Below are 21053 nucleotides of genomic sequence, written 5' to 3' on the forward strand. Positions count from 1 at the left end.
AGTGCATGTTTTTATGGTTCTTTCGTTAAAAGCGTGGATGCTTTTCGTATAGTTTTAACGGAAGAACCTTTTTTGTGATTGAAAAATGTTTCTAAAAGGAGAGTGTTTCCTGTTTTTATTTGTATCTTTGCCATGTCTGTTGTTGAAATTGCTGCACTAAGGTAAGTGAATTTTACGACATGGCAGAATTCTAAACAGCTTATAGCTGTCTAGATATGTAAAGATACTTAAAAAAGAATGTGATTTTAAGGTTAAATTGAAAAGTCTTAGTATGGAAGTAAAAAGATGCGATTATGTTTCAGTCTTGGAAATAGCTCAATATCTTTGTGGAGAAATACAAAAAAATTTGATGTCAAGACATGTGAGAGAAATTAGGAATTTGCTTTCTTCTTATAGCAAAGGGAAAGAAGTTACTCAAAGGGCATTAGGATTAATGAAACCTTTAGGAAGATCTTTAGTGTTAGCTAATCCCTCTTATTCACCTTTACTCTCAGCTGCAATTTCAGACAGAATAGAAGGTCGTATGAAAGCATACGATAAGTGGAAAGGACTTGTATCAGCAGGACGGTCTTGGGATCATAAGAAAGAAATACAGAGACTTCAAGGGGATAAACATTGGTCTTGCGACAAGAGTAAACATATATTGTTTTTTTATGATTTATGGTCGAATATACATTATGGATTTATTGGAAAAGCTGCTGGCTTTACAGAATGGGAATTGACAGCTGGAGCTGGGGTTGCACAGCTGAAAGACAATAATCGGACTTTTACTTCATGGACTTCCCAATACTTTCAAAATAGGTTTAGAAACATTGGGGATGCGGACTTTCTCGCAGCTTTTGATGATGCGAGTGACAATGAAGCTATCAAAATTGGCTTTAGGCTATATGATAGATTTGGAAGAACACCTTCCTTGCTAACGGCTCAATCTATTTTAAGTGAAATGTATAAATCCTATCAGAATAATGGACTCATAAATATCAAAAAATGCCCAAATCATTAAAATTCTTTCCTATTGCGCTTGTCATTTTGCTTTTTGGATGTGAAAGCAATGATATGCCGTCAGATCATCAGATGTCAGATAATTTCTATCTCCATGAGTCTGCATTTGAGCGATTGAAGAATATCTCTTTAAAGTACGGTAATTTTCATTATCCTCCCTATGATGAAACAGATAGCTCCGCCTGTGCTGTTTCAGCTAAAGATAAGAAAGAACTGGATTCCTTGATAAGGAAAACTGGTGTTATCCGAGTGTCTTGTGATGATAGTACAGAAGTATGTATGCTTTTTCATACGTGGGGACTTTCAGTCAGCGGAGGGTATAAGGAATATGTCTATACTCCGTATATCGAGGATAATATAAAGAAATATAACAAAGAGGTTGCCTCAGATTCAACTACTGAGATGTATATCGTACAAAAGATTACGGAGGAGGATTTGAATCAAGTTGCGCAAAGGTATTCTGTAAATTTAGAGTTATATCGTCCTATAAAAACTGCTTGGTATATACATCTCAGCCGGGAGAATTGATACTTGGGATACATCTTGATGCTGCAACCTATGACTTCCTGGAAATTATTTTCATGATAATAAGAATTTCTTTTCATGAAGAAAAATATTTTTTTTCATGAAAAGAAATATTTTTTTTCGTGAAGATAATTTGCTGATCGCTATTGGGAAGGGCATGTCTGATCGTCTTATCAGTTGTTTACATTGTCTTGCAAGGATAGCGACTGGTCACCCTTACATGGCTCATAAGTGATACCCATGTAAGGATGTTGGTACAAGACAGCCCCTTGCTTATTCCATTGACTCCACAGTCACATCCTTGAATTCAGACATGAAACTGAGAAGATGGCTTTGATAGCTCTTGCGTTTGAGCTTCATTTCCATCGTCACAAGGTAGTAATGACCAGAGGAAGTGTTTTTGCGTTGCATCTCGTAGGAATAGATTATCACCTCTTTGTCACGCAGTCGTTGCAGTACAAGCTGGATATTTTCCTCTTTCGGTGAACTGAATGTTACGTTTATATTGCGTGTGCCGAAGTGCTGCAGGATGAAATAGAGTGCTTCCAGACAAAGAAGGACAAGGACGGTTGCGGCAATAGACAGCACATACATGCCTGCACCGGTAGTCATACCGATGGCGGATGTCACCCAAAGACCTGCTGCTGTGGTAAGTCCTCGTACCACATGTTTCTGAAAGATAATCGTTCCTGCACCAATGAAACCGATACCCGTTACTACCTGTGAGGCGATACGGCTGGGGTCGAGCGACACCTGTTCGTAATGTCCTAACACGCCGTCAAAGCCGAATTGTGACAGAATCATAAACAGAGCACTGCCTAATGCCACGAGAAAATGTGTTCGGAAGCCGGCTTCCTTCGCACGATATTCTCGTTCCAGACCAATGACACCACCCAGCATGGCGGCTATGAACAGCCGCAGCATGAATTCATAAGTTATCATGTTCATGTTCTTACTCCTTATACATTAATTAATAGATTGTTATCGCAAAAATACAAAAAACTTTACGCTTCCCGCTCTTTTCTTCCTTAAAATTACTTTTTTAGTGAATGAAATCCTCTGTTCCTTGGAAATAGATTCGTACCTTTGCTTGCATAAACGCTAAAGTCAATGTTATGACAGAGAAGGAAAAACAGCAGCAGGGGATGCTTTATCAGGCAAATGATCCGGAGGTTCTGAAGGACCTTTATCGCTGTGAGAATGAATGTTATGAAATCAATCAGATACCACCATCACGCAGGGAGGAGCGTATGGAACGCCTGGGGAAGCTGTTTGGTAAGGCTGGCGAAGGGATGTTTATCGTGGCTCCGTTCTTCTGTGACTATGGTTATAATATAGAAGTCGGTGAGAATTTCTTTGCTAATACCAACTGTGTAATCCTTGATGAGGCTAAGGTGACATTCGGTGACAATGTCTTTATTGCGCCTAACTGTTCTTTCTATACAGCCGGGCATCCTCTTGATGTTGGACAGCGGAACAGGAAGATAGAGTATGCCCTGCCCATTCACGTGGGCAATAATGTGTGGATTGGTGGCAACGTTGTCGTTGTCCCGGGTGTTACGATAGGCGATAATACCACGATTGGTGCCGGATCAGTCGTTACACATGACATTCCGAGTGGTGTCCTGGCTGCGGGTAATCCCTGTAAAGTCATAAGAAAGATTGAAGGGTAGGGGTGTTCCTCCTTAGTGGTTCAGACGGTCTTTTATAGTAGACAGTATCATATAGTCTAAGGATATTCGGCAAGAAAACATAAAAGGCAGATTCTAAAAACCATCAAAAGTGATTTTAGAGTCTGCCTGAAAGAATGTTCATGAACTATATCGGAATATATTAGGATAAACTCAGATAGACGCTTTACCGTATGGAAAAGTACAATATAACCTTTGTCGGAAAGCTCATTCTCTGGCAGTTGCTGCTCTTTATGGCAATAGCAACATTGCAGAGTCCCCCCTCCGCCTTGCTGCAAGCTGGATTTTGGGTTCAGACATGTTCTCAAGAGATATTTAATCCCTTTTAAAAATATCCCTTGTGTACACTTTCTCCTTCACATCATCGAGGCATTTGTCATAGCGGTTTGCGATGATGGCATGGCAACGTTGCTTGAAAGCAGAAAGGTTGTTGACAACAAGGCTGCCGAAGAAGGTGGCACCGTCCTCGAGTGTAGGCTCATAGATGATGACTTGTGCGCCCTTTGCCTTGATACGCTTCATGACTCCCTGAATGGAACTCTGGCGGAAATTGTCGCTGTTTGACTTCATGGTGAGCCGGTAGACACCGATAATACACTCTTTTTCTTCTTCGGGGCTATAGTCGCCGCGGTCGTAATAATCATAATATCCGGCTGTGTGCAACACCTGGTCAGCAATGAAATCCTTGCGTGTGCGGTTGCTTTCAACGATAGCCTGAATGAGGTTCTCGGGCACGTCTGCATAGTTGGCAAGCAACTGTTTGGTGTCCTTAGGCAGGCAATAGCCACCATAACCGAAAGAGGGGTTGTTGTAGAAGGAGCCGATACGTGGGTCAAGACAGACGCCTTGAATGATGTTTGACGTGTCAAGTCCTTTCACTTCAGCGTAAGTATCCAGTTCGTTGAAGTAGCTTACACGCAGTGCAAGGTAAGTGTTGGCAAAGAGTTTCACCGCCTCTGCCTCCGTCAAGCCCATAAAGAGGGTAGGGATGTCCTCTTTGATAGCACCTTCTTGCAATAACCGGGCAAAGAGATGGGCTGCATGGTCAAGTCGCTCATCGCCTTCAGGACGTCCGACAATAATACGGCTCGGGTAAAGGTTGTCATAAAGTGCCTTGCTTTCACGCAGGAACTCCGGCGCAAAAAGAATGTTGTTGCATTGGTATCTGGCTCTGATATTCTCCGTGTAGCCCACAGGGATAGTAGACTTAATCACCATGACTGCTTCGGGGTTCACCTTCATTACCACTTCGATGACCTCCTCAACATGGCGTGTGTCAAAGTAATTCTTTACCGGGTCATAGTTGGTAGGAGTGGCAATAACGACGAAGTCAGCATCTCTATAAGCCGCCTCAGCATCCAATGTGGCGGTGAGGTTCAGTTCCTTCTCTGCCAAATACTGTTCAATATAATCATCTTGGATAGGCGAACGGCGGTTATTGATCAGTTCAACCTTCTCCTTTACCACGTCAACAGCCGTCACATGATGGTGCTGGCTCAGCAGTGTGGCAATGCTGAGACCGACATAGCCAGTCCCGGCAACAGCTATCTTTAAGTCTTTAATATCCTTGTTCATTGTCTTGTTCAGATTGTTTGCAAAGATACGTATTTCTGTTTGAATAAGATAATGGATAGGGATAAAACCTTACTAAAATCCTTTATGTCTCTGTTTTGCTTTTCAGCTGTTTCTTCAGCGTTCTTTTTTCGTTGCTCGAAAAGCTGGCTATTTTGCATTGGTAATATTCAAGGAAGTAGACATTGCTCATCTGTCTTTACTGGTGTCCGATAAAACTATTCCATGTAAGTTAGCCATTAGTGCCTTACTATATACTATTATAATGACCATAATCAACCTCTCTTCCCGTTTTCTGCCGATGTGTTGTTGCCCAGCACATGTGGTGTTGTTGGTAAACACCAATGGTGTTGGGTGCTGAATATCTTGCAAAGTGTTGTCGGGGAAGAAGCAACTTGTTGTTAGAGAAGAGCAGTACTACCCAAAAAGCAAACAAGACTTAACCTAAACCAAGTGGTAAGTCTCCTCAAATGGTCGGCGGTAACGTGCTCCCCAGACACCATCCGGCATGCGGACACCGCAGGTAATAACCATATTTATCTCTGTATTGTAAGGCAGATCCAGGGCTTTCTTGACCATCCGACTGTCGAAGCCTTCAAGCGGACATGTGTCATACCCGGCTTCACTCATAGCTAACATGAAAGTCTGAACAGCCAAGGCACAGCTCTTGTGTACGCTGACACGCATATCACCTTCGCTTACCTGACGTATTATCGGACGGAAAAGACCAATGGATTGTACCAATATCTTTCGGACAAGTCCCCACAAACCGAAGCCGCGCGAATAGATAAAAGGTATCATTTTCGTGTAATATAGTTCCAGTTTCTTGATACGTTTCTCCTGTTTTTCGGCAGGGCTGTAGTTCTTGATGTTTCCCTTTTCAAATGCAAGTGCAGCCTCCGCATGTTGCTTATACTGGTCCTGTCGGGTTACAAACACAACCATTTGCTGTGCTGAACGTGCTGTCAGTTGGTCCAGGCATGCTGGTGCCAGCTTCTCCAGCACTTTCTTGTCAGTTACATGATAAGCCTCCCAAAGCTGCATGTTGGAACTTGTCGGAGCCAATGTTGCCTGTTCAATACATTTCCTTACAACAGCATTGTCGAGTGGCTTGGCTGGGTCGAAATGTCTGACAGCCCTTCTGTGGTTTAAAATTTCTTGTAAGCTCATGATTTCTAAGTTTTGGTTTGACTAAACAGTAGCAAAGTATATGCCATCATTCTCACCCTGTTCAATGACAGATTGCGGTTCGGTAGGGTTATATTCCATCTGTTGTTTAGAACTGTTTTGATACGTAGAAGGATAAAAAGCAAAGTCCCAGGCAACGGAGAGGTTGCCCGGGACTCTATGACAGGACTAATGTTTATCATGTTTCCGGATAAAAGTTTATCCTATCCACAGTGGAAGTACTGGCGTACCAGCTTCTCCATCATCATCTCCTTGCCCTCAATTTCCTGCCGCAGTGTACGGTCATTGAACGAGCGGAGCTGTTTGATGATACCATCAATCATGGCAGGAGAGAATACATCATATTCCTCATAAACCTTGCGTTGACGTTCCAGACAGTCAGCTGAAGCCGCACAGCTGTCAGGTAACTGAGCCAATGTAGCATAGCGTTCGGCATTCTTCGGGTCGTGGATGTCACCGTCAGCAAAGGTTCTTTCAGCCTCGGCTTCAGCATTCTCCATCTCAAACCCATGGCGGCAGGCAACACAAAGACCAGCCAAGAGCTGATAGATGTCAGCCGAAGCATCCGGAGAACGCATCTCAACGGTCTGCTTGATAGAGTAATCACGAGCAGTAAGCGGCTCGATATTATTAGCCTTATGGCACATATCTTCACCAGAAGTCCAGCCCAATGGAACACGTACAAGTACTGAACGGTTGCTCATGCCCCAGCATACATTCGTCGGAGCTTCCTGATGTGGGACAAGACGGAAGTAAGAGGTAGGATTCTTGTTGCCAAAGGCAGTGATACTCTCAGCTAAATCCATCATGCCGGCAATGGCACGACGGGCATCCACTGACAGCTTTCCGCCATCAAGCATCATGTTCTTTCCGTCCTTCATGATACGCATGTGGATGTGCATACCTGAACCAGCTTTGCCCACAGTAATCTTTGGAGCGAAGGTAACATCAAGTCCTTCCTCATAACCCAAGCTGCGGATAATCCACTTGGCAAGGAGCAGCTGTTCTGCACATTCATTAGCAGCAACTGGCAGGAACTCTATTTCATTCTGTTCATAGCAGCGTCCGTTCTCAACGAAGTTACCCACCTCGGAATGTCCGTATTTAATCTTTCCGCCACACTCGGCAATCAGCTGCATGGCACGCATACGGAAGTCATTGCCTTTAGAGAAAGGAGAACTCTCGTGATAGCCGTGCTGGTCGTCAGCAGGGAACACTCCCTCGTCCTCTCTGATTACATAGTATTCCAGCTCGCCCATAGCATGGAACTCCATACCTGTTACCTTGTTGAAGGCTGCCATAGCCTTGTGGAGTGTATGTTCCGGGGATGAAGCCAATGGATTACCGTCACGGTCAAAGAAAGAGCAGAGCATACAGAGTGTAGGAATCTCCGAGAATGGGTCAACAAAAGCAGTAGAGAAGCGTGGCATGACATAGAGGTCACTGCTTCCTGCAGCGATGAAACTGAAGAGTGAAGAGCCGTCAACACGTTCTCCACTTGTTAGAATCGTCTCCAAGTACTCGGGGGTGTGGAGCATGAAGTTCAATGTCTTCAATCGTCCGTCACCGGCAGGATACATGAAGTTGACCATTCTGATGTTCAGGTCGCTGACTACCTGCTTGATGTCATCTTTTGTAAACTTGCATGCTTCTTTGCCCAAATGTGCTTCCAGCCTGTTGGCTGAATGCTTGAAAAGGTTATTCTCCATTGTTGTAGGTTTTTATAAGTTAGTATTTGATTATGTGGACAAAAATACATATTAATTTTATTATTCGCAATTATTTTCCGTACAATTTTTCATCACCTCATTATCAATGAGATACCTGTCTTTTTCATTTTGCATTACTTTCTGGTTCATCAAGGACTTTATGTTAGATTTTTCTTTGTACTTTTGCATTATGGGATGAATAAACAAAGGAATCTTGTAATAATGGAAAGTAGAAGAATATTATCAGAAGGACGTACTGTATGTAAGGCTGGGGCAGATGATTTTTCTCTCGTAATGGAACTTATACAGCAGGGAAAAAAGAAGATGATAAAGGCAGGCAACCCTCATCAGTGGTCGGCAAACTATCCGGCTAAGGAAACCATAGAGGGGGATATAGGGCAAGGCGACTGTTACCTGCTTTGTGAAAAGGGCATGCCAATAGCAACATTCGTATTCAAGCCGGGTCCCGAACCTAATTATCGGCGCATCGACAATGGCAGCTGGCTTGATAGCCAACCTTATTATGTTATCCATCGTGTGGCATCTGTTGATGGGGTTCATGGTGTCATGGCAGACATTGTCCGCTATTGTTCGGCCTTTACATCCTCTATCCGTATTGATACGCATGCTGCCAACCGACCCATGCTGGCGGCTTTGTCCCGTTTGGGATTCGTTTACTGTGGTATGATCTATGTTGAGGATGGCAGCAGTCGTCAGGCTTACCAGCTGCTTACGTAGCTGTTCTGCCATTTTGTTCCTGTTGTTTTCTAACCATTTAAACCGTCTTTACGTTCTTGTTTTCCTCTCTTTTCACCTTTTCCAAGGTCTTTTTTATGTTTCAAAAGGGGCAGTTCCGGGAATTATTTTCATGAAAAGAAATAATTATTTTCATGAAGAAAAATATTTCTTTTCGTGAAGAAAAATATTTCTTTTCATGAAAATAACTTGTGTCAGTGTGTTAGTACAGATACGAAAGGCTGTTGCGCACAATGATGATACGCATTCTTTGTGATAGAATCTCTTGTCGGTATGGAAACAAAAGAATATCTTTGCAGGATGAAATACTGAATTTTCAGCGTCGTTACGACTCTGTCAGTAAGCTATTATATTATGATTAATTTCACTGTTATTATACTGCTTTGCCTGTTTGCCCTTGGTGTATCGCTTTTGGTGGGTAACAGGAAGAAGAATGAGAAAAAGGAAGATGTAACAGGCATAGAGGGTGCTTACAAAAAGAACTGGCATGTCTTTTTCTGGCAGTCCCTGCGTGTATTGGCTTTCGCTTTTATGACATTCTTTTTGTTGATAACGATGCTTATCTTTTATGAAGAGGATGACACGTGTGATGCCTTCTTTTGGTTAATCTGGTTTATGGCCGTTGCATGGTTCATCTCGATACCCATTGCCATTGTTTACATCTGTTCCATAGTCCAGGCAGTCAGGCAACGTAATCATATGAATAATATCTTTCTGGGGCTTCATAGTTTCAATATCTTACAGCTGTTGTGCGTTGCAGTATTTGCTGTTATCCTGCAAAAAGAGTGTACTGCTGAGGCTATGGAGACTGACTTCAAGGCAAATGAGAAAAATATAACACAACTGATTCATACGACACGAAGCTGGCTGGCTGACAGTACTGGATTCTCTGTGGAGTATTCAAAGCATGGAGAACTGACGGACTGGGGTGTTACTTCCGGGAAAGAGATTGATTGCCAAGATGGGTATGGGGAAACAGATGAATTGCAGGAAAAGGAATTGTGGAAGATAGGGTTAAGTCTGGAACGTTTGGATTCTGTTCGCTCAGCCTTGCAGAAGATGGGCTACCGTGGTTTGACTATCAGTAGAGATGAAGTGATAGGCGACTATACTGAAATTATCTATGGCAAGGATGGCGGAATGGAGTTTGACTGCCAGATATATGATAAACCACTCACCGACTCGCTTTTGCAGGAGCTGAAAAGCCGTCCCGACCTTGTTGTCTACAACCGTAATGTCGTATTCAGATGCATGGAATTCACAGGCGACTATTCTGTTTTCCCTGGAAAAGAATCCTATTTGGAAAAACGTGTAAAGTCAAAGCATAAATAGTTTGTTATAAGGGTTGCACGAACACAGATATTATGAGCTGTAGATGCTTATAGAAAAAACGCCCTCATCAGCCCGCAGTGATGAAAAATCAGCGGACGGATGAGGGCGTTCTTCGTGAAATTGTTTCCGAATAGTGTGGATGTTTTGCCAATCAGCAGATTACAGGATGATAGTTTGTTTGTTCTTTTACAACACATATCTTAAATGGTTGAAAACCATAACCAAAGATTTGTCCCGTCATTCTGACAAAGGCATCAGGCTTTATCTTTATAAAATTGCAGCTGACAACAATTTAGAAACACCTGTATTCCCAAAAAGATGTGCTTTCTTGACAAGAAGGCAGTCAAGACTTAGAGCTGTCGCCGTTAATCATTGGTATGTTACTTCTAAAGCCTGATTGTTTTACAGTCGGCTCTTCTCGGCATTGCCTGCACCCGTTCCCTTGTACTTGCTTCGCTTTGCATTGAAGTTATAGGTAACGGTCAGTGAAACAGAACGGTAATAGGTGTTGCAGTCCTTGTCCATCGTGGTACCATAACCGTTAAGAGCCCATCGCTCCCGCATGGAGTCAAAGATGTCGTTTGCAGAAATGGAAAATATGAGGCGTTCGTTGCAGAATGACTTGCGTAAAGCCAGGTTCAGGCTTGCAAAGCCGTTTACTTTCTGGAAGCCGTCGTAAAGTCTTGTGCGCGTCCGGAAGTGCAACCTGCCCATGAAGGTCTTGGAGAAGGCAAACTGGTTGAGCAAAGAGAACGTTACTGCAGGTTTGTTCTTCACCAGCGAGCCATCATCATCCGGTGCATGGAAGTTCTGTTGCAGGTAGCTTACTTCTGCCGTAGGCTGATACCATTTGAACTTAGGAGAGGCGACGACAGAGGCATAGTACAGCTCTGAATGGTCATAGTTGTAGGCTGCGGTAAAGGCAATAGCCTTGTTCTGGTATAATCCACGTGTCCAGATTATCGCATCCTTGTAGTATTTATAGCCGGCAGAAATGTTCAGCCAGCTATACACGCCGTTTACTTCTATGTTGTGTATCTGTTCCGGGCGCAGTTCCGGGTTGCCCCCTTCATAGCCGTAGCGGTTGTTGTATTGTACGAAATTGCGCAGGGAACGGTAGCTCGGACGGTTGATTTTGTTGCTGTAATTAAGCTGGAGCGACCACTTCCCGTTGTTCCATGCCAGTGACGCAGAAGGGAAGAAGTTACTGTAACGCCGGCTGGCATCGTCCTGTTTAGTCCCGAAGGAGTAATAGTCTGACACTACATGCTCGTATCTTAGTCCTGCACTAAGCGAGAACTTGCCTAAAGGAAGGCTGTAATCTGCAAAAACAGCCTGGTTCCTTTCCTTGATGTCAGTCTCCGAGGATGCTACAATCTGCTCTTTATTGGTGAAGTTTCCCCAGGAGTTGGTATAGCTGAACTCCGTTCCCCAGTTCAGATTACCACGCCATAGCGGATATTCAAAGACAAGTTTTCCTGCCCAGAGATGACTGCGCTGGTTGCCAGAAGAGTGTACTTCACGGCTGGAAAGCTGGTCGGAGTGCTCTGTCTGGGCATGGTTTTCCTTAAACCTCATGGCTACATAGGATGCGTTGAAGTCTATTCCGAGTTTTCCGAGTCTGCCAACATAATACACATCAGCCTGATGACGGGCAGGAGTACGTATCTCAACATTCCCTTTCTGTGTTATCGTTCCTTCTGACATGCCGTTTTTGTAGATATTCTGAACACCATCCATTGTTCCGTCCATGCGGTAATTGGTGTAGAAACGGTAAGAGGCACCGATTGAGTTGCTGTCATTGAACAGGTAAGAAGTACCAATGCGTTCGGAAAGGGCATTGTGCCTGCCCTTATAATTGATGTGCTGTCGAATATCAACATCATCTCCGTTTGCGTGTATCTGAGAGTGAAGGTCGTTGTTCTCCTGCTGTAGATAGTTCATCCAGTAGAGGCTGTTGAACAGCTCCAGACGCTTTGTCCGATAAGTCAGCTTGGTCGATTCCGAGCCAGTCCACCATCCATTGTATTCCACATTGGCATCATTACGAAAGCTGAAGCCTTCATCCTGCCTGCGAATGGTTTTGATGCGGATGACGGACTGTACCTGTGCATCATACTGTGAGCCGGGACTTGTGATGACATCCACACTCTTGATGTTGTCAGACTTGAGTTCCGTCAGTTCCTTCATGTCACTTATCTTGCGGTTGTTGATATAGATAAGCGGTGTTCCCTTGGCAAAGACCTGCACACTGTTGCCGCTTGTCGTCACACGGGGAAGCTGTGCCAGTACGTCCATGGCACTGCCCATCTTTGCCAACAGTGAGTGTTCAATGTCAATTGTCATGCCTCCCCGTGTCATCTTGTATTGTGGTCGGACGGTCTTGACGGTCACTCCTTTCAGCTGTAAGGCATCGGGTGCAAGCTGGATAGTGCCTGCATTCTCGGTTGGGAAGGTTCGGTAAACGGTCTTGTAGCCCACGTAGCTGATGCGTGCAATGACCTTTGCCGGCTCGTAAGGCACTACGAACACACCGCTTTCATTGCTCACTCCACCAGCAACGGCACTGGAGTCGACTACTGATAACAGCAGTACATTGGCGTAAGGTACGGGTTGCCCGGTTTCATCAACGACCTTTCCCGTCAGATGTCGCTTTGTCTTGTGCGTGCATTCCACCATGATTGTATTCCCACGGTGTGTCATCCGTATGGGATAGAAGCCTATCAGCTGCTGGATGGCATCGGTAACACGCTGGTTCTTGATGCTGGTTGTAACACGGAAGTCCTCCAGTTCGTCATAAATAAAGTTGATTGTGTAACGGTTTTGCAGGCTGTTGAGTTCTTTCAACGCCTGTGCCATGGAGACATTGTTGTACTGTCGGGTGATGCGCTGGGCATGCAGTTGTAAGCTCAGAACGCAAAGCATGGATATAATATACTTTCTCATAGTTCTTTTCAATAGTTGGAGATAACTACAGTCGGCTCTTCTCTGCATTACCTGCACCTGTTCCCTTGTACTTGCTTCGTTTTGCATTGAAGTTATAGGTGAGAGTGATTCCTATGCGGCGTATGCAGTTATAGCAGTCCTTGGTATTGATAACATTCTGTCCATACTGCGTCCATGCGTCCCGTTTTGTCTTGAAGAGATCTATGGCATATACATTAAGAAGCAGCGCCTTGTGCAGGAAGGAGAGAGTGTATCCCACATCAACGGTACCAGATGCCTTGGTTTTTACGAAGTCTGTACAGACCTCGGAATTATATTTCATGTCCAAAGTTATAAAGCTGTTGGTCGAAAGGATAAGTTTGGTATTCATCTTTATGCTGACAAATGGGTCTTGTAGGTCTTCTGTACTTCCATACTTTCGTGTATTGAAGAATGGCTTAAGGAAGTCAATCTCCAATGTAGGTTGATACCATCCGAACTTAGGTGAAGCTACAAAGGAGGTTGAGAGGCTCTGTGTATGGTGAAAGTTCTGGTTTTGTATAAGTGCTATTTCCTTTCCGTCATAGAGCCTTGACGTGTAGGCAATGGCATCCTTATTGTAAGAATAATCTATGTCCAGACTTAGCCAGCTGTGTACTATGCTGAATCCGATACTGTGATTTATGGTTGGTCGCAGATAGGGGTTGCCGGCTTCATAGGTGAACCGATTGACATATTGAACGTTGCTTCTTAGGTCTCTATAGGAAGGGCGGCTGATGTGTTTAGCATAGTTCATCTGTAGAGACCACTTGTCTTTATTCCAGGAAACAGAAAGGTTGGGGAACCAGTCATGATAAGTGCGGCTTGGTTCATCCTCCTTTATGCCGAAAGAGCGGTAGAGTGCCGATGTGTACTCATAGCGTAATCCTGCCTCAACTGTCCAATTTCCCAATGGCAGTGAATAGTCAATAAAAGGTGCAATGTTTTTTTCTACAACAGTGTTGTCCGATGCGTCGACATATTTCTCCGGGTTATTATAGATGGAATGGGAGTGGGTATTTGTCGTTTCGGTCCCAATTTCTGCTTTTCCTTTACCAATGGGATAGCTGAGAATGAGCTTGGATGCCAACATTCTTATATGTCGTTCATTCTCTGTATTCACTTTGCGGGAGGGCAGATCGTCGCTGTTTTCTGTCCAGTTATCCCTGCGTCCGTCTTTCTTCCATATACCTGTACCATTGAAGACAATGTCCATTTTCCCTACTTTTCCTATATAGTAAAGGTTGGCGGTATGGTCAGGACCGTTGAAGATGTCTATATTAAGATTCTGCTGGATAATTCCTGTCAAAACATTATCTTTCCATACCTTCTGGTAGTTGTTCACACATTCTCCTTTTCCTACTATAGACTTGACCAGCGAATAGGAAGCACCAATAGAATGTTTTGGTGTAATATCATAACTGAAACCGGCTTTGGGGAGGAAGAACGAGGCTCGGAAATCAGTATTGGCAAGCTGTTCTTGGTAAATGGTATGGTCTGGGAGAAGCAGTTTGCTGCTGACAGTATTGCGTTCACCCTCATATCGTGTAGAGCTTGTGACATCTGTAAAAACTTCAAGTCCGCCTTTTCTGTATTTCACATTAACTTCCTCAAAACCGCCCCACTTGCTGTTGTTCTTGGCATTTACTGCTGTCATTACGCTCAGTCCGTCAGCTTTTATCCCTTTTGTATGGATGCGGATAACTGATTGAACAGACGCATTGTACTGTGCGCCTGGGTTTGTTAGAATCTCAATGTTTTTTATTTCAGTGGATTTTAAGGTTGTGAGTTCCTGCTTGTCACGTATTAGTCGGTTGTCAATGTAGATTTCCGGTGAACCTTTGGCAAAAATAGTAACACCTCCATTAGCATCAACATTTACACGAGGCAACTGTGCTAAAACGTCATTTGCGGTACCCATCTTTGCCAACAGTGAGTGTTCAATGTCGATTGTCATGCCTCCCCGTGTCATCTTGTATTGTGGTCGGACGGTCTTGACGGTCACTCCTTTCAGCTGTAAGGCATCGGGTGCAAGCTGGATAGTGCCTGCATTCTCGGTTGAGAAGGTTCGGTAAACGGTCTTGTAGCCCACGTAGCTGATGCGTGCAATGACCTTTGCCGGCTCGTAAGGCACTACGAACACACCGCTTTCATTGCTCACTCCACCAGCAACGGCACTGGAGTCGACTACTGACAGCAGCAGTACATTGGCGTAAGGTACGGGTTGCCCGGTTTCATCAACGACCTTTCCCGTCAGATGTCGCTTTGTCTTGTGCGTGCATTCCACCATGATTGTATTCCCACGGTGTGTCATCCGTATGGGATAGAAGCCTATCAGCTGCTGGATGGCATCGGTAACACGCTGGTTCTTGATGCTGGTTGTAACACGGAAGTCCTCCAGTTCGTCATAAATGAAGTTGATTGTGTAACGGTTTTGCAGGCTGTTGAGTTCTTTCAACGCCTGTGCCATGGAGACATTGTTGTACTGTCGGGTGATGCGCTGGGCTGATGCTCCACACATAATGGTGAGGAGCACGAGCGTTGTTAATAACCTTTTCATAGCTTTATTCTATTGTCAGGGTGTTGTCGGAATAGGTAAGGTTCACACGGTCAAAGGCATTCAGCAGTTCAATGTTCTGCTGGAGAGATGCCTGTTTGTCCCATTTGAAGAAAAGCCGCATATGGGTTGCGCCCGGGTTCAGTACTTTCACCTCTGCATGATAGTACTGAGCCATAGTATCGACGATGGTCTTCAGTGAAACATTCTCAAAGACAACCGGCTGCATGGGGATGCTGTCTTTCTGTGGAAGAAGCGTGCGTGTAAGGCTGTCAATGACAGCTTTACGTTGTTCCCGTATCTGTTTTAATGAGTCGGCTACGGTTGTCCGCTGTATCTGTGGCTGTGGATTGATTGGCTGTTTGTTACCGAAGAAAGGCAGAATACCCAACTGTACGGTTGCTGCAAAGGCAAGTCCTGATGCAAAGACAATGCCTGCGATAGAAGCTGCTATCTTCATTCTGCTGCGCTGTTGTGGTACAGAGTGCTGGGCAGAGAAGTGTTCCCACTCTTCCTCTACGTTCACTTCTCCAGCTTCATTACGTATCATGGCACGCTTGGTCATGGCTAAATCCTGCACAAAGATACGAATCTCCTCGTCGGCAAGCAGTGTTTCAATCTGCTCATCGGTATATTTTTCGGGATGTTCCTGCATGTCAAGGAACTGTATCCTTTTCTCTTCTGACTGGCTCTTGTTCATTGTCGTGCTTGTTTTAGTTGTTCTTTGACGGTGTCGATAGCTGCTGAAAGATGATGATAGACTGTCACCCGACTCACGTCCAGTTCGTCTGCAATGCGCTGGAAAGGTAGTCCTTGCAGATGTCGAAGACGAAGAATTTGGCGACGGATGGGCGGTTCAAGAAGTTCGATGATGCTCATCAACTGGTCGAGCAGTTCGTTGTCCTGTTCGGAAAGGACAGTCTCTGCGTCTGCCAGAAGCAGCTTCGCCGTCCGTTCGCGTATGTCTTTATGCGCAATGATGTTCAGACAACGGTTGCGGACAGCCCTCACAAGGTAGCCTTCTTCCGTCTCTGGCAGCAGTATAATCTGCTCACTTAGTACGTGGGCAAATACCTCACTTACCACGTCCCTGCACTCGTCACGGTCGTAGAGAATACTCTTTGCTACCCGAAACATCGGTTGATAATAATGCTTGAACAGCCTTTCTATGTCGGTCTTTTCATGCTTCATACACTATTCTTACAGTTCAACAACTGAAAATGTAAAGCAGAACAATGATTTTTTTGTATTAGATTGCAAAGATAATTACTTTGTTGCAATTAATGTCTTTTTCTAAGAGAGTTTCTTCCGTTTTACTGTTGGAAGCTAAAAAGGCTTTGTCTTCTGAATATATTTGGATGTGATCTGTTGTCATCCTGTTGTCAATTCATTGTCATCTACGCCTGAAACGCATGCATCTCATGTCTGTTGTTCGTAGAACTTATGTTTGTTGGCTGTTAAGGTGATGTCCATTTAATATATTTTCTGAATTCTAATGTCACCTTTATAAAATAGTTTTCTTACCTTTGCACGACATATTTAAATGAAAAAGCGAATGAAGAAGATAACTTTTCTCCTTGTTATGTTGGCATCTGTGCTGGCATTCAGTTCATGTAGTCATTCTGAGACCTATGCTGATCAGTTGGAACGGGAAAATAATGCAATCCATGCTTTCATAGTCAAAAAGGGTATCAACGTAATCAGTGAGGAGCAGTTTACTAAACAGGGAAATACAACTGACACAACAAAGAACCAGTATGTTCTCTTCTCCAATACAGGTGTGTATATGCAGATTGTGGAGAAAGGTACGGGTGAAACCATTAAAAAAGGAGAGACGGCAACAGTCCTCTGTCGTTTTACAGAGCGGAACCTTCTCAGGGACACGCTGCAGCTGTCTAATCAGTTCCTCATCTTCGGTGCTAAGGTTGACAAGATGTCAGTAACAAACACAAGTGGAACCTATACGGCTTCATTTGACCCGTCTTCCAGCGTGATGTATGATGCCTATAAGAGTACGTCAGTGCCAGCAGGATGGCTGGTGCCAATGCCCTATGTCGGTATTGGCAGGTTGACTTCAGCTGCCTCTAAGCTGTCGCACGTGAGACTTATTATCCCTTCACAGCAGGGACATATCAATGCCACACGGGCGGTTTATCCGAGCTTTTTTGATTTGACCTTCCAGAGAGGACTCTGATAGAAAGGTGATAAAGTAAAAAGGTAAGAAAACAAGAAAGTAAAAGGGGCGATTCCCTTCAAACATATTTTTAGGTATGACGCTTATCAAATCTATTTCCGGCATCCGTGGTACTATCGGAGGTCGTGCGGGAGACACACTGAACCCGCTGGACATTGTTAAATTCGTTTCAGCATACGCCACTTTCATTGCGCGTAAGCATCCCGGAAAGAAGCTGAAGATTGTTGTTGGTCGTGATGCACGTATCTCTGGTCCTATGGTCAAGAACGTTGTATGCGGTACGCTGATGGGAATTGGTGCTGATGTTGTGAACATCGGACTGGCAACAACTCCTACAACTGAGCTGGCTGTACGTATGAGCGGTGCGGATGGTGGTATCATCATCACAGCTTCTCACAATCCACGTCACTGGAATGCCCTGAAACTTCTGAACGAGGAGGGTGAGTTCCTTACAGCAGCTGATGGTGCTGAGGTGTTGGATATTGCTGACCGTGAGGATTTTGAATATGCTGACGTGGATGGTATGGGTAGCTATGTTGACGACGATTCGTTTGACGAGCGTCATATAGAAGAGGTGATGAACCTTGAATTGCTCGATCTTGAGGCTGTCAAGAACCGTAAGTTCCGTGTCGTAGTTGATGCTATCAACTCTGTCGGTGGTGTCATTCTGCCTAAACTTCTCGACCGTTTAGGTGTTGAGTATAAGTTCCTTAACGGTGATGCTACGGGCGACTTCTCTCACAATCCAGAACCGATTGCACAGAACCTCACAGGTATTATGGACGAGGTTTCCAAGGGTGGCTATGACCTGGGTATCGTTGTTGACCCGGATGTCGACCGTCTTGCATTCATTCAGGAGGATGGTCAGATGTATGGTGAGGAGTACACACTCGTTACAGTGGCTGATTATATCCTCGAACACGTGAAAGGCAATACCGTAAGCAACCTCTCGTCAACTCGTGCATTGCGTGATGTAACCGAGAAACACGGCGGTAAGTATTATGCTTCCGCTGTCGGTGAGGTGAATGTTACCACGAAGATGAAGGAAGTGGGTGCCGTTATCGGTGGTGAAGGCAATGGTGGTGTCATCTATCCTGACAGCCATTACGGTCGCGATGCTCTCGTTGGTATTGCGCTCTTCCTCAGCTCTTTGGCACAGAAAGGGATGAAGGCAAGCGAGCTTCGCAAGACATTCCCAGAGTATTTCATTGCGAAGAACCGTATCGACCTTACAGCTGATACTGATGTTGATGCAATTCTCGTACGTGTGAAAGAACTTTACGGACAGGAGAAGGATGTACAGGTAACTGATATCGACGGTGTCAAGCTCGATTTCCCTGATGCCTGGGTCCACCTCCGCAAGTCAAACACAGAACCTATCATCCGTGTCTACAGCGAGGCTAACACGATGGAGGCAGCCGATGCGTTGGGTAAGAAACTGATGCAGGTAGTTTACGATATGCAGTAAACTTAACCTTGTTGTAAAACAGAAGAGGATGCTTTGGGTATGTCACGAAGCATCCTCTTTTTCGTTGACAGCCTTTTGGTTCCATCTTTCAGCACAGTATCTGTATCTGAATCAGGTGAGTTGTAAAGAGCAAGGAAGTCAGGTTTTATAAACCGATATAGGCTCTTCTGTTCTTGTGTTCAGCCGTAACACAAGTTGTGTTTACTACCGACACGCTCCGTGCGGACCTATAACACGAAAGGAAAAAGTGTGGAATTGCAATGCGAAGATGAGTCGTCAGGCGTTTTTTTGGAATATTATATGTATCTTTGCGGTATCATCCATTAAAAGAGGAGGAAACGAGTATGAAATATCCTATCGGTATACAGAGTTATGAAAGTTTAAGAGAAGAAAACTATGTGTATGTTGACAAGACTGAAATGATATTTGAACTGGCTAAAAGGGGAAAGTATTATTTCCTTAGCCGTCCTCGTCGTTTTGGCAAGAGTCTGCTCGTTTCCACGATCGAAGCCTATTTCTCGGGACGTAAGGAATTGTTCAAGGGCTTGGCAATAGATGAACTGGAAACAAAGTGGGAATGTCATCCAGTATTGCATCTTGACCTTAATACGGAGCGTTATAACACTGTTGAGTCCTTGACTGATAAGCTGGAAGCTAATCTTAATGACTGGGAACAGTTGTATGGAAAGAACCCTGTTGCAAAGTCTTTTGCTACCCGTTTCGAGTATGTCATCCGATATGCTTACGAAAAGACAGGGCACTCTGTGGTGATTCTTGTGGATGAGTATGATAAGCCGATGTTGCAGGCTATCGGCAATGAAGAGCTGCAAAACGAATACCGTGGGATACTTAAAGGATTTTATGGTGCACTGAAGTCGCAGGATCGTTATATACGTTTCGCACTGCTTACGGGTGTTACGAAGTTCGGGAAAGTGAGTGTGTTCAGCGATTTGAACAACCTGCAGGACCTCTCAATGGATGAGAGATACCAGGCTCTTTGTGGTATGACAGAGGACGAAGTTGTGCGCTATTTCGGTGAACCCATCCGTGCGTTGGCTGTCAAGAACAAGCAGAGTGAAGAAGAAACGCTTGCCAGATTGAAGAAGCGTTACGATGGCTATCATTTTGTAGAGAATGGTATCGGTATCTATAATCCATTCAGCCTGTTGAATACCTTTGAGCGGTTGCAGTTTGGCAGCTACTGGTTTGAGACGGGTACACCAACCTATCTTGTGGAACTGTTGAAGCGTGATGACTATGTTCTGCCACATCTGACCGAAGAGGTATCTACGGCTGATGTTCTGAACAGTATTGACGTGGTTTCCAATAATCCGATTCCTGTGATTTATCAGAGCGGTTATCTTACCATCAAGGAATATGATGCTGAGTTCGGTGAATATACTTTGGGCTTCCCCAATGAGGAAGTGGAAGAGGGGTTCATGCGCTATCTTCTCCCTTATTATACTGGTTTGCACGATGTGGCAACTCCTTTCTCGATGAGTCAGTTCATTGGCGACCTCCGTTCAGGTCGTCCTGAACAGTTTATGCAACGGATGGCGGCACTCTTCGCAGATACGGACTATAAGATTGTAGGTAATTCTGAACTCTATTTCCAGAATGCTTTTTATCTTGTGGCAAAGATGATGGGCTTTTATACAAAGGTGGAACGAACGACCAGTAACGGGCGGATGGACCTGACGATAGAGACCAAGGATTATGTCTATATCGTAGAGTTCAAACTGGATGGTTCGGCTGATGCAGCTTTGCAGCAGATCGATGAAAAGGGTTATGACAAACCATTCTCAATGGATAAACGCCGCCTCTATAAGATTGGTGTGAACTTCTCTTTGGAGAAACGTTGCATTGATGCGTGGAAGATAGCACCTGCAGTGTAAGTGATAATCTACTGTTAAATATCAGATAATCAATTGTTTGTTCCTTATCTATTTACCGTCAGTATCAGTCAGTTTTCGTCCGTAGTGGGGAAGTAAAGTGATACTCTCCAATATATTTTTACGCCTTTTTGTTTGCTTTTATCTGTTTTCTTTCTAACTTTGTATCGATAGTTACAAAGCCTAATGTATCAGTGCTTTTC

16 protein-coding genes are annotated in these 21053 nt (G+C 44.3%); 8 read left to right on the forward strand and 8 right to left on the reverse strand.

Annotation, left to right across the window (positions count from 1 at the left end; all coding sequences use genetic code 11):
* Positions 1-271: 271 nt before the first annotated feature.
* Both ADJ77_RS01935 and ADJ77_RS01940 read left to right on the forward strand, forming a co-directional pair.
* Complete coding sequence (locus ADJ77_RS01935) at positions 272-1003, forward strand: polymorphic toxin type 44 domain-containing protein (protein WP_025078339.1); 732 nt, start codon at positions 272-274, stop codon at positions 1001-1003.
* Positions 988-1530 (forward strand): DUF4948 family protein, encoded by a 543-nt coding sequence (locus ADJ77_RS01940; RefSeq protein WP_234398117.1) that lies wholly within the window; start codon positions 988-990, stop codon positions 1528-1530. Before ADJ77_RS01935 ends, ADJ77_RS01940 begins: the two co-directional genes overlap by 16 nt.
* A 270-nt stretch (positions 1531-1800) precedes the next feature.
* On the opposite strand, the gene ADJ77_RS01945 is transcribed toward ADJ77_RS01940, so the two are convergent.
* Positions 1801-2475, reverse strand: a complete 675-nt coding sequence (locus ADJ77_RS01945; protein WP_025078337.1) for an MgtC/SapB family protein — start codon at positions 2473-2475, stop codon at positions 1801-1803.
* A gap of 167 nt (positions 2476-2642) precedes the next feature.
* Here ADJ77_RS01945 and ADJ77_RS01950 point away from each other — a divergent pair, with 167 nt between their 5' ends.
* Positions 2643-3200 carry a sugar O-acetyltransferase gene (locus tag ADJ77_RS01950; RefSeq protein ID WP_050695971.1) on the forward strand — a complete coding sequence of 186 codons (558 nt, stop codon included), beginning with the start codon at positions 2643-2645 and terminating at the stop codon, positions 3198-3200.
* A 333-nt stretch (positions 3201-3533) separates the two neighbouring features.
* On the opposite strand, the gene ADJ77_RS01955 is transcribed toward ADJ77_RS01950, so the two are convergent.
* The 3 genes from ADJ77_RS01955 to ADJ77_RS01965 form a co-directional block, all read right to left on the reverse strand.
* The gene (locus tag ADJ77_RS01955) at positions 3534-4793 is read right to left on the reverse strand and encodes a nucleotide sugar dehydrogenase (protein ID WP_050695972.1); all 1260 of its coding nucleotides are present in this window, start codon (positions 4791-4793) and stop codon (positions 3534-3536) included.
* 441 nt (positions 4794-5234) lie between these two features.
* Entirely contained in the window at positions 5235-5960 is a 726-nt protein-coding gene (locus tag ADJ77_RS01960) for a nitroreductase family protein (protein ID WP_025078335.1), read from the reverse strand.
* Between the two features lie 221 nt (positions 5961-6181).
* Positions 6182-7687 (reverse strand): glutamine synthetase family protein, encoded by a 1506-nt coding sequence (locus tag ADJ77_RS01965; protein ID WP_025078334.1) that lies wholly within the window; start codon positions 7685-7687, stop codon positions 6182-6184.
* A 222-nt stretch (positions 7688-7909) separates the two neighbouring features.
* Here ADJ77_RS01965 and ADJ77_RS01970 point away from each other — a divergent pair, with 222 nt between their 5' ends.
* Together ADJ77_RS01970 and ADJ77_RS01975 are read left to right on the forward strand one after the other, a co-directional pair.
* Positions 7910-8425, forward strand: a complete 516-nt coding sequence (locus tag ADJ77_RS01970; RefSeq protein ID WP_042740942.1) for a hypothetical protein — start codon at positions 7910-7912, stop codon at positions 8423-8425.
* Positions 8426-8797: 372 nt separating this feature from the next.
* Positions 8798-9775, forward strand: a complete 978-nt coding sequence (locus tag ADJ77_RS01975; protein ID WP_025078332.1) for a hypothetical protein — start codon at positions 8798-8800, stop codon at positions 9773-9775.
* 402 nt (positions 9776-10177) lie between these two features.
* Here ADJ77_RS01975 and ADJ77_RS01980 read toward each other — a convergent pair whose 3' ends face one another.
* The 4 genes from ADJ77_RS01980 to ADJ77_RS01995 are packed head-to-tail and all read right to left on the reverse strand — an operon-like array spanning position 10178 to position 16487.
* On the reverse strand, positions 10178-12721 hold the full coding sequence (locus tag ADJ77_RS01980; RefSeq protein WP_050695973.1) for an outer membrane beta-barrel family protein: 2544 nt from the start codon (positions 12719-12721) through the stop codon (positions 10178-10180).
* Between the two features lie 25 nt (positions 12722-12746).
* Entirely contained in the window at positions 12747-15299 is a 2553-nt protein-coding gene (locus tag ADJ77_RS01985; RefSeq protein WP_244148550.1) for a TonB-dependent receptor domain-containing protein, read from the reverse strand.
* Between the two features lie 4 nt (positions 15300-15303).
* Positions 15304-15996 carry a DUF4974 domain-containing protein gene (locus tag ADJ77_RS01990; protein WP_025078435.1) on the reverse strand — a complete coding sequence of 231 codons (693 nt, stop codon included), beginning with the start codon at positions 15994-15996 and terminating at the stop codon, positions 15304-15306.
* Positions 15993-16487: a sigma-70 family RNA polymerase sigma factor gene (locus tag ADJ77_RS01995; RefSeq protein ID WP_025078436.1), complete on the reverse strand. Its 495-nt coding sequence runs from the start codon at positions 16485-16487 to the stop codon at positions 15993-15995. Before ADJ77_RS01995 ends, ADJ77_RS01990 begins: the two co-directional genes overlap by 4 nt.
* Positions 16488-16851: 364 nt before the next feature.
* On the opposite strand from ADJ77_RS01995, the gene ADJ77_RS02000 reads away from it, so the two are divergent.
* The 3 genes from ADJ77_RS02000 (at position 16852) to ADJ77_RS02010 (ending at position 20853) form a co-directional block, all read left to right on the forward strand.
* Positions 16852-17490 carry a DUF4827 domain-containing protein gene (locus ADJ77_RS02000; RefSeq protein ID WP_025078437.1) on the forward strand — a complete coding sequence of 213 codons (639 nt, stop codon included), beginning with the start codon at positions 16852-16854 and terminating at the stop codon, positions 17488-17490.
* 76 nt (positions 17491-17566) lie between these two features.
* Positions 17567-18958 (forward strand): phosphoglucosamine mutase, encoded by a 1392-nt coding sequence (gene glmM, locus ADJ77_RS02005; RefSeq protein WP_025078438.1) that lies wholly within the window; start codon positions 17567-17569, stop codon positions 18956-18958.
* Positions 18959-19302: 344 nt separating this feature from the next.
* A complete protein-coding gene (locus tag ADJ77_RS02010; protein WP_025078439.1) occupies positions 19303-20853 on the forward strand; it encodes an ATP-binding protein in 1551 nt (516 codons plus the stop codon).
* Positions 20854-21053: the final 200 nt, after the last annotated feature.

The sequence above is a fragment of the Prevotella fusca JCM 17724 genome, from assembly GCF_001262015.1.
In the GTDB taxonomy this organism is placed as follows: Bacteria; Bacteroidota; Bacteroidia; order Bacteroidales; family Bacteroidaceae; genus Prevotella; species Prevotella fusca.